General features: G+C 57.5%; 12 protein-coding genes. 7 read left to right on the top strand and 5 right to left on the bottom strand.

Annotated elements, in window-relative coordinates:
- Positions 1-1,173, bottom strand: a 1,173-nt coding sequence (locus NCN04_RS04025) for a heavy metal translocating P-type ATPase (RefSeq protein ID WP_250395244.1), incomplete at its 3' end; no start/stop codon positions are given.
- 116 nt (positions 1,174-1,289) lie between these two features.
- On the opposite strand from NCN04_RS04025, the gene NCN04_RS04020 reads away from it, so the two are divergent.
- A complete protein-coding gene (locus NCN04_RS04020) occupies positions 1,290-1,760 on the top strand; it encodes a photosystem I assembly protein Ycf3 (protein WP_284498561.1) in 471 nt (156 codons plus the stop codon).
- A 3-nt stretch (positions 1,761-1,763) separates the two neighbouring features.
- Here the strand turns inward: NCN04_RS04020 and radA are convergent, their stop codons facing one another.
- The gene (radA, locus tag NCN04_RS04015; RefSeq protein WP_048347347.1) at positions 1,764-3,161 is read right to left on the bottom strand and encodes a DNA repair protein RadA; all 1,398 of its coding nucleotides are present in this window, start codon (positions 3,159-3,161) and stop codon (positions 1,764-1,766) included.
- Positions 3,162-3,252: 91 nt separating this feature from the next.
- Here radA and rpaB point away from each other — a divergent pair, with 91 nt between their 5' ends.
- The 5 genes from rpaB (at position 3,253) to NCN04_RS03990 (ending at position 8,005) form a co-directional block, all read left to right on the top strand.
- Entirely contained in the window at positions 3,253-3,999 is a 747-nt protein-coding gene (gene rpaB, locus NCN04_RS04010; RefSeq protein ID WP_048347348.1) for a response regulator transcription factor RpaB, read from the top strand.
- Entirely contained in the window at positions 3,980-5,320 is a 1,341-nt protein-coding gene (gene plsX, locus NCN04_RS04005) for a phosphate acyltransferase PlsX (protein ID WP_048347349.1), read from the top strand. Before rpaB ends, plsX begins: the two co-directional genes overlap by 20 nt.
- Positions 5,321-5,401: 81 nt before the next feature.
- Entirely contained in the window at positions 5,402-6,391 is a 990-nt protein-coding gene (locus tag NCN04_RS04000; RefSeq protein WP_048348345.1) for a beta-ketoacyl-ACP synthase III, read from the top strand.
- Between the two features lie 27 nt (positions 6,392-6,418).
- On the top strand, positions 6,419-7,315 hold the full coding sequence (fabD, locus tag NCN04_RS03995) for an ACP S-malonyltransferase (RefSeq protein ID WP_250395243.1): 897 nt from the start codon (positions 6,419-6,421) through the stop codon (positions 7,313-7,315).
- A 6-nt stretch (positions 7,316-7,321) separates the two neighbouring features.
- Positions 7,322-8,005: a lysophospholipid acyltransferase family protein gene (locus NCN04_RS03990; protein WP_048347351.1), complete on the top strand. Its 684-nt coding sequence runs from the start codon at positions 7,322-7,324 to the stop codon at positions 8,003-8,005.
- On the opposite strand, the gene NCN04_RS03985 is transcribed toward NCN04_RS03990, so the two are convergent.
- The 3 genes from NCN04_RS03985 to NCN04_RS03975 are packed head-to-tail and all read right to left on the bottom strand — an operon-like array spanning position 7,984 to position 9,442.
- Complete coding sequence (locus NCN04_RS03985; protein WP_048347352.1) at positions 7,984-8,571, bottom strand: YdcF family protein; 588 nt, start codon at positions 8,569-8,571, stop codon at positions 7,984-7,986. The two genes, NCN04_RS03990 and NCN04_RS03985, sit on opposite strands and share 22 nt — an antisense overlap.
- On the bottom strand, positions 8,571-9,194 hold the full coding sequence (tsaB, locus tag NCN04_RS03980) for a tRNA (adenosine(37)-N6)-threonylcarbamoyltransferase complex dimerization subunit type 1 TsaB (RefSeq protein WP_250395242.1): 624 nt from the start codon (positions 9,192-9,194) through the stop codon (positions 8,571-8,573). The genes NCN04_RS03985 and tsaB overlap by 1 nt, the downstream gene beginning before the upstream one ends.
- On the bottom strand, positions 9,191-9,442 hold the full coding sequence (locus NCN04_RS03975; protein ID WP_250395245.1) for a Ycf34 family protein: 252 nt from the start codon (positions 9,440-9,442) through the stop codon (positions 9,191-9,193). Before NCN04_RS03975 ends, tsaB begins: the two co-directional genes overlap by 4 nt.
- A gap of 49 nt (positions 9,443-9,491) precedes the next feature.
- Between NCN04_RS03975 and NCN04_RS03970 the strand changes: the two genes are divergently transcribed.
- Positions 9,492-9,817 (top strand): nucleotidyltransferase family protein (locus NCN04_RS03970; RefSeq protein ID WP_502988748.1); only part of this gene is annotated, 326 nt, incomplete at its 3' end.

The following is a 9,817-nucleotide window of genomic DNA, read 5'->3' as shown; positions in this document are numbered from 1 at the left end:
CATCAACGCGACAGGAACATCAAGAACTTGAGGCCAGAGACGACACCCGACCTGCCACCAAAACAAAAACGTGAGAACGGCAAAACTCACCACCGCGTAACAAAACTGACCGGCCACTCGATCGGCAAGGCCCTGAATCGGCGCCTTTCTTGCCTGGGCTTGCTCCACCAAATCAATGATGCGCGCCAGAGCGGTTTCACGACCAATCCGCTGCACCTCCATCATCAAGGTGGCCTCCAGGTTGAGGCTGCCGGAACTGAGCTCAGCGCCTGGAGAGGCATCCAGAGGTAAAGGTTCCCCAGTCAGGCTGGAGAGATCCACGGCCGAATGCCCCTCACGCACGATTCCATCCACTGGAACACGATCGCCGGCCAAAAGCTGGATCTTTTCCCCTGGTCGCAGCGCCGAAACAGACACCTCCCGAATCGCGCCATCGTCCATCAACAATCGAGCAACATCGGGCTGGAGAGCCGCTAGGTCCTGTAGAGCACGGCCCGTGCGATGGCGAGCCCTCTCTTCTAGGAAACGACCCAGCAACACAAAGCCCAAGAGCATGACTGGCTCGTTAAAGAAGCAGGGCCAACCCACCTGAGGCCAAACCAAAGCCACCAAGCTGGCCAAATAGGCACTTCCAACACCAAGGCTGACCAGGGTGTCCATCGTTGGCACACCCATTCGAGCTGAGCGCCATCCGGCAATCAGAATGGGCCTTCCCGGCCCTGCCAAAGCAACGGTGGCCAAGCCAGCGTGAAAAGGAAGCGAACCAAGGGTTGGAACGTGGACGGTTCCTGCTTCAGCCAGATGACCCACCACCGACAACACGAGCAAGACAAGAGCAACGATCAACTGACGCCACTGCTTCCACCAACCCCAACTGCGATCAGCCTCAACCGCTGCACCAAAGGTATTGATCTCGCGAGGATGGGCAGTGAAACCCCTGGCCGTTAAGGCCTCAACCACTCCATCAAGATCAGCAACAGCATCGTTTTCAAAGCGAAGCCAAGCGCTGCGAGTGACAAGATTCACGCTGGCTTCGCAGACCCCAGGTTGATCAAGAAGCGTGCGCTCAACCGAACGAACGCAACCGCCACACTTCATTCCCTCCACGTCTAAGAGCATCGTGGGAGGTGACTTTGTGGCGTTAGCGGAATTTGTCACAACTGCAGAACGCATTCTTGAACGCTAGGCAGGGCTGCTGATTCCAGTCAGGATGGAGTCACACCTTTTTTGGGTTTCCTGTGCCGCGCAGTAATCGAAACGACAATTTTATCGACAAAAGCTTCACGGTCATGGCAGATCTGATCGTGAAGCTGCTGCCGATTAATGCCCGTTCCAAAGAAGCTTATGTGTATTACCGCGACGGGCTCTCCGCCCAGAACGACGGTGATTACGCCGAAGCCTTGGAAAACTACGAGGAAAGCCTGAAGCTTGAGGAGAACCCGATCGACAGGGGGGAGACCCTCAAAAATATCGCCATCATCTATATGAGCAATGGTGAGGAAGAGCGAGCGCTGGAGACCTACCAAAAGGCATTGGAGGAGAACCCCAAGCAACCGTCATGCCTGAAAAACATGGGCCTGATTTTTGAAAAACGCGGTCGCACTGCTGAAGAAGAGGGACGTCGTGATGATGCCGATGGCTGGTTTGATCAAGCCGCAAACGTTTGGACCCAAGCCGTGAGGCTGAATCCAGGTGGTTACCTCGAAATTGAAAACTGGCTGAAATCAACCGGCCGCAGCAATGTGGACGTGTACTTCTGAGGGTCATGCGTCGTGATCAGCAGGATTCACACCAAGGGCTAGAACAAGCGCTTCCGTGATCGAGCCAGCTTCGTGCAGCTCCAAGTTCAAGCTGGCCTCCCCAGTTCCGAGTCCACACCCTTTAGGAACAACTGCTCGTCTGAATCCAAGGCGGACGGCCTCTTGCAAGCGCAACTCCAACTGCCCAACAGGCCTGAGCTGCCCACCAAGGCCCAGTTCACCGAGCAAGACGGTTCCTGCCGGCAAGATGAGATCGCGATAACTCGCCACAACAGCAGCAGCCACCCCCAAATCAGCCCCAGGCTCCTCTACATCGAGGCCACCAGCTACAGCGAGGTAGCAGTCGAAACGTGACAGCGGCAAGCCCATGTGCTTTTCGAGCACCGCCAGGATCTGATGCAAACGATTGACCGCAATCCCTGTAGCCGTGCGTCTTGGACTCGCATAGCTCGTGGTGCTGACCAAGGCCTGGAGATCGACCACAAGAGGCCTGGTGCCCTCACAGGCAACAATCGTCGCGACTCCACTGGCCTCATCACCACTCAGAAACAACTCGCTCGGGTTGTTGACCTCAACAAGACCTTGACCCTGCATTTCGAACACGCCGAGTTCATGGGTGGCACCAAAGCGATTTTTAACGGCACGTAGAAGTCGATGACTCGCAAAACGATCCCCCTCAAAGGTGAGCACGGCGTCCACCAAATGCTCGAGAACCTTGGGTCCTGCCAACAGCCCCTCCTTGGTCACGTGGCCGACAAGCAGCAAAGCCGTGTTCTGACGCTTGGCTAATCGCTGCAGAGACGCGGCACATTCCCGCACTTGAGCAACAGATCCCGGAGCGCTCGACAGGTTGGCGTCATGCAGGGCCTGAATGCTGTCGATGATGGCGACATCGGGCTGCAGAGCCTCGAGCTCTTCCAACACCAACTCGAGATCTGTTTCGGCAAGCAGTTGAAGCCCCTCGCTCTCTCCACCCAAGCGCAACCAGCGCAACTTCACTTGCTGAGCTGATTCCTCAGCGCTGACATAGAGAACGGACAGACGGTTCGCCATGACCGAAGCGCTTTGAAGCAGCAGCGTGCTTTTACCGATCCCTGGGTCACCCCCCACAAGCACCAGCGAACCGGGTACAACTCCACCGCCCAATACGCGATCTAATTCTGGGTAGCCGCTCTCAAGACGTTGAATCGGCCGATCACCCAGATCGGCCATAGCGGTCGAACGTCGCGCCACTGGAGCCTTTGCTGCCTCGGCAGGAGCACGTCTGCGCCGCCCGTCGTGTTTCGGAGCGGTTTGCTCGACCAGAGAATTCCAGCTACCGCAACTGCTGCAGCGGCCAAAAAACTGCCGAGTCTGCGCACCACAGCTCTGACAAACAAAGATTGAAGCGGGTCGGGACACGTCGAACTATGAAGAAAGTTGGCTTTCGGTGAATGAACGGGGCCTCCGTCCATTTATCTGTAGCCAATACCAGTACGAAATAAGTTCGGATATGACGGCCACAGCCGCCAGCAAGGAAACCATTCTCGTTGTCGACGACGAGGCGAGTATTCGACGCATTCTGGAAACCCGCCTGTCGATGATTGGTTACAACGTTGTAACCGCCTGCGATGGCACGGAAGCTCTCGAAAGTTTTGAACAGTGCAATCCAGATCTGGTGGTCTTGGACGTGATGATGCCAAAGCTTGACGGCTATGGGGTCTGCCAAGAATTACGCAAGGAGTCGGATGTTCCGATCGTGATGCTCACCGCCTTGGGTGACGTTGCAGACAGGATTACCGGGCTTGAGCTGGGTGCTGACGACTATGTCGTTAAACCGTTTAGTCCCAAAGAGCTTGAAGCAAGAATCCGCTGCGTTCTGCGCCGGGTAGAGAAAGAACAGATCGCTGGAATCCCCAATTCTGGAGTGATTCAAGTCGCAGATTTACGGATCGACACTAATAAGCGTCAAGTGTTCCGTGCAGATGAACGGATCCGTCTCACCGGAATGGAGTTCAGCCTCCTAGAACTGCTCGTAGGTCGCTCTGGCGAACCATTCAGCCGCGGTGAAATTTTGAAGGATGTGTGGGGATATACACCTGAGCGTCACGTGGATACCCGGGTCGTGGATGTTCATATCTCACGGCTTCGCTCCAAACTCGAAGACGATCCGGCCAATCCCGAGCTGATCCTGACGGCTCGGGGAACCGGTTACTTGTTCCAGCGCATCATCGATTCCGTTGCACCCGAAGGATCCTGAATTCAGCCCGGCCGAAGAAGCCCGGAGCAGACCACGCCGATCAAAGGCGGTGAGAAGACTTGTGATTTGGTATCGGCGCAATAGCGCCGTGACCAGTCTCGTCGACACCGCCACCACCTCTGCCAGCGCTGCGGGCAACGTTGCTGAATCGGTCGGATCGATGGCAGGAAGCGTTGTCACTAACGCCGGAAGCATGGCGGGGCAAATGCTCCAACCGGTGATGGACCCGCTGCGCCGCTTGCAAACCACAGAGGTCGGTGATGACGGACTCATCAAGGACAGTGATCGCCTTTGGGTAGCTGTCGATGGAATGGGTGGAGATCATTCCCCTGGGGAGATCCTGGAGGGTTCTCTGCAAGCGATCGATCGACTGCCCTTGCGAATCCGCTTTGTCGGCGAAACCAACCGGGTCATGGAGGCTGCTGAGGCCTCTGGACTCACAGAACCGCTCAACCACGCGATCAACGCAGGCCACCTAGAGCTGATCCCCAGCGGACCTTCCGTGGAAATGCATGAGGAAGCCACTGTTGTGCGCCGGAAGCGTGATGCCAGCGTCAATGTCGCCATGGATCTAGTGAAGCGCGGAGACGCCTTGGCGATTTACTCCGCGGGAAATTCTGGCGCTGTGATGGCTTCTGCCATCTTTCGCCTTGGTCGCCTTGCCGGGATCGATCGACCCGCCATTGGAGCGCTGTTCCCCACCAAAGACCCAGGCCAGCCTGTGCTGGTCCTTGATGTGGGAGCAAACATGGACTGCAAGCCTGCCTACATGCATCAATTTGCTTTGCTCGGAAACATCTATTCCCGAGATGTTCTCCAAGTCGATCGCCCGCGCATTGGCTTGCTCAACATTGGCGAAGAGGAATGCAAAGGGAATGAACTCGCTCTACGCACCCATGAATTACTTCGAGACGAAACCCGTCTTCATTTCGCAGGAAATTGCGAGGGAAGAGATGTTCTGTCCGGTGAATTTGATGTGGTGGTTTGCGATGGCTTCACTGGAAATGTGCTGCTGAAATTCCTTGAATCGGTCGGCAGTGTTCTGCTCGGCGTTCTCAGAGCTGAATTACCGAGGGGGCGGCGCGGCAAAGTTGGCTCAGCTTTCCTGCGCAGCAATCTCAAACGGATCAAGAAACGGCTCGATCACGCCGAACACGGCGGTGCACTTCTCCTTGGTGTGAATGGGATTTGTGTCATCGGCCATGGAAGCAGCAAAGCCCTATCCGTCGTGAGCGCTCTGCGCTTGGCTCACTCCGCTGCAAGTCATGGCGTGATGGACGATCTCGCCGAACTCAGCAAGCCAGCACCACTCAAAAGCTGAAGCAACCAGTCTGGACTGTGATTGACTGGCGCCACTGACAGCGCTTCCACATTGGCTGGAACTCCCCCACCCTTCCGTGGCATGGCTCTGGTCGCAAGTGGCAGCGCCCAGGCGAACCAAACCATCAGCAATGCTGACCTCAGCGAGCGGGTGCAGACCAGTGACGAATGGATTCGCACACGCACCGGCATTCAGTCTCGGCGCGTCAGCACTCCAGATGAATCGCTCAATGATCTGGCTATCCGTGCTGGGCAACAGGCCCTGGCGATGGCCCATTGGGAGCCTGAAAGCCTCGACCTGGTGTTACTAGCCACCTCCACCCCTGACGACCTGTTTGGATCAGCACCAAGAGTTCAGGCCGGATTAAACGCGCACAACGCCGTGGCCTTTGACCTCACGGCGGCCTGCAGCGGCTTTCTCTTCGCGCTCGTGACAGCCGCCCAATACCTGCGCACAGGCGCCATGCAACGGGTGCTCGTGATCGGCGCCGACCAGTTGAGCCGCTTTGTCGACTGGGACGACAGAAGCACGTGCGTGCTCTTCGGTGACGGGGCTGGCGCCGTTGCCCTCGAAGCCACCTCTGCAGAATCCGATGGCTTATTGGGTTTCAAGTTGCGCAGCGACGGCAGCCGCGGCCATTCGCTGACCTTGCCGCAGATCCCCACCAGTCTTCCTCTGGTCAACACCACCCGTCATCAATGCGGCGGCTATCTGCCGATTCAAATGAATGGACAAGAGGTGTACAAATTTGCCGTGCGCGAAGTGCCAGCCATCCTCAAGGAGCTTCTAGAGCAAACAGCCACAACCCCTGACCAACTGGACTGGCTGCTGCTTCATCAAGCCAACCAGCGCATTTTGGATGCCGTAGCGGATCGATTTTCAATTCCTCACTCCAAGGTCTTGAGCAACTTGGCGAACTACGGCAACACCTCTGCCTCCACGATCCCGCTCATGCTTGACGAAGCCGTACGCGACGGCCGCGTGGCACCTGGTCACCTGTTAGCGAGTAGTGGCTTTGGAGCTGGCCTCAGTTGGGGGGCTGCATTGTTGCGTTGGCAAGGTCCCGCCTAGGCTCCCAGCCATCTTTACCTGCCAACGATGACGATTGCCTGGGTGTTCCCCGGTCAGGGGTCTCAGAAGTCGGGCATGGCTTCGCCCGTGCTGACCCTTCCCGGAGCGGAAGAACGATTTGCACTTGCTTCTAGTCTGCTTGGCAGAGATTTGCTGGCGATCTGCCAAGGGGAAGCCGATACGCAAGCCGATCCCGCCGATCTCAACGACACACGCAACACCCAGCCAGCGCTCTTCGTCGTTGAAAGCCTGATTGTGGATGAACTCCGCAGACAGGAGCGCGAGCCAGCGTTTGTGGCTGGCCACAGTCTCGGAGAACTCGTAGCGCTGTATGCCGCTGGTGTGTTTGATGTATCGACAGGCCTTGCGTTGATGCAGCGGCGCTCAGAGCTCATGGCAGCCGCTGGAGGCGGAGCGATGACTGCCGTGATCGGCTTTGACCGCGATCAGCTTGAAAGCCTTGTCAACAACACCGATGGCGTGGTGATCGCCAATGACAACAGCGCTGCGCAGGTCGTGATCTCAGGAACCCCGGAGGCCGTGACAAGCGTGAGTGAGCAACTCACCTGCAAACGCGCGATTCCCCTCGCCGTATCAGGAGCTTTCCACTCACCCTTGATGGCAGAAGCGGCTGCAGCATTTCAGGTCCATCTGGAGGGCCTGGCTTTCGAAGATGCTCGCGTTCCTGTCCTGAGCAACACCGATCCAACCCCATGCAGTGACGCCTCTCAACTGAAGCAACGTTTGTGTAAACAGATGACCACAGGTGTTCGCTGGAGAGAAACCATGGAAACGCTGACATCGAAGGGGGTCGACACCTTGGTCGAAGTGGGACCAGGGAATGTGCTTAGTGGCCTAGCCAAAAGGGCCATGAGTGGTGTCACGACCGTCCAGCTCTCGAGCTCTGCTGATTTAGGTCTCTAAGAAGCCATGTCCCCTCTTGTACCCAGCCCGAGCGAAGGCTCTGCTGTCGTCCCTCTAGTCGCGCCAAAACCGAGCCTGATGTATCAGCTCGTGAGCTACTTGGTGGTGTTTCCGATCTTTCGAGGACTCTTAAGAGGGTGGACGAGCGGCAACGCATTGGTGCCTCTTCAAGGGCCATTGGTTGTGGTCGCGAATCACGGTTCCCATCTCGATCCGCCTTTGCTTGGCCACGCTCTGGGCCGTCCTGTGGCGTTTATGGCCAAAGCCGAACTCTTCCGGATCCCAATCTTGGGAGGCATTATTCGCGCCTGCGGCGCTTATCCCGTGAAACGGGGGGCCAGTGATCGAGAGGCGATTCGTACAGCCACAGCTCGCCTTCAAGAAGGTTGGGCGATCGGTGTCTTCCTCGATGGCACCCGTCAAGTGGACGGCCGCGTCAATCAACCCAGACCAGGCGCAGCCTTGCTTGCTGCACGCAGTGGAGCGCCACTCCTCCCTGTGGCAATCATCAACAGCCATCGCGCCCTAGGTGCGGGAAGGGGCTGGCCAAGACTCGTTCCGGTTGCACTTCGCATCGGAGAGCCCATTCCTGCGCCGACCGGTCGGAAAAAGCCTGAGCTAGAAGCCACAACCCAGGAGCTTCAACGGCGCATCAATGCCTTGATCGATCAAGGCGTTGGAACTCCTTGAGGCCAATTCCGTAGGACCCAAGGCTTGAGGTCTTGACCTGTGACAACCCAAGTCAGCGCCCTGAGCCCATCTCCCAAGCGCTTGCCCAACGTCTCCTTTCCACAGGAGGGCTGACAAGCAACGGGCACCCCGGTGAGACGGATCCCTCGACTTCCTGCCACCAGCCGTCCCACGGTCATGGCACGGGGCAAATGATCTTCGCTTGTGACCAAATAGACGTGTCTCACACCATCGCGTTTTAAGTCATCAACCAAAGATGTGAAATTCGTGAAGGTGTCCTTGGCTCGGTAATCGAGCACAACCCGGCTCTGGTCCAACCCGGCATCCCGTACCAGCCATTTCGCGTACTCCGGATTGCTGCCGCCACTCACCACCAAGGGGAGCTCCAACTGCTGCGCCAATCGCAGTCCTACCCGTTCACGATCAAGATCTCCTCCCAGCACGAGAATGCGTTGCGGAGGCTCAACCGTGGTGAGGGCCTTACGGAAAGGCTTTAAGGGCCCAGTCGTCGTCGCCCAAGCCAAAGCAGCAAGGATCACGAGTGAGGAGCGCCAACCTGGGGCCATTAGACCGGACCCACAGGCGAGGTGGGGTAAATGGGCAGCACAGGCTCCCAGGGGCCTGGAGCGTCCTCCTGCTCCCAGTGGCAACAACGCTCAAGAAGATGCTGCACATCCGAAGCAACATCAAGCTCCATGGTCAGAGCGGGAGATGGCTCTTCGTCCTCTCTAAGTAAACGAGGTTTTTCTAGCTCTTCCACAGGGACGGAGCCGGAACGTAGGCGGTAGCGCCCAGCGACTCGACCACGACGGGGAAGGGGCTGAATGATCGAGAAGGGCTCCAAAGCCTGACTGGGCGTTAAGACGGCGGATAACCGCTGGGCCATCAAAGCGAAACTGCTCTCGCCATGCAAAGGACAACCCAACTGCTGAGCCAGGGTGCGGGCCATCACGACGGTTAAGCGAGTCCCCGTGAACCCTCCTGGACCTGTACTCACTGCCAAACGGCCAATCGAGGCCCATTCCGCTCGTGGGAGCAGTTCCTCAACAGCAGGAATCAAACCATTGGTGAGATGACGTCCCATCGAGCGAGAGAGGATACGTACTCCCCCAGTGGGGTCTTCAGCGTCGCGAACGGCAAGGCCGAGGGTTTCACTCGAACTATGCATCGCCAGCAACCAACGGCTCATCGGGGCAACTCCTGTTCAGGGCGCAATCGCTGCCATCGTCCGTAATCAGCCTCAAAGCTGGAGCAAGCTTGCACATCCCATTCCACGCCAACGCCCCCCCCGCTGAGGTCATGAAGGCTGATATGAATGCGTGGATCTTGGGGACTCACGTCAGGCTTGTCATTGAGATGAGCCACACCATGCTGCCGTTCCACAGCGTGATAGGCCTGACAACGATCCACCCAGCGGCAATCCACGCAGATGCACATCCACCCCACCTCTGAAGAGGACTCCATTCTGGAGGGGGAGGCCGGCTTTATGGCATGCCAACTGATGACACGGCTGCAGCCGCAACGCTGGCCGATCCCTCTCAATCGTTTACCCACAGGAACGGTGCTGGTGGGCGGAGCCGTCCGTGACGGATTGCTGAACCGTTTGCCAGAGCATCCAGATCTCGACATGGTGGTTCCAGCGGATGCGCTGGGACAAGTCCGCAAACTTGCTCAAGAGTTTGGTGGCACCTGCGTGGTGCTCGATCGAGACAGGGATATGGCCCGCCTGGTGCTGGGGAGATGGACGATCGATCTTGCAAGACAAGACGGTGATGACCTCACAGCTGATCTCTTGCGACGTGACTACCGAAT

It is taken from the genome of Synechococcus sp. MU1655, from assembly GCF_023630655.1.
Taxonomy (GTDB): Bacteria; Cyanobacteriota; Cyanobacteriia; order PCC-6307; family Cyanobiaceae; genus Synechococcus_C.
This window is presented reverse-complemented; position numbering and strand designations above follow the sequence as displayed.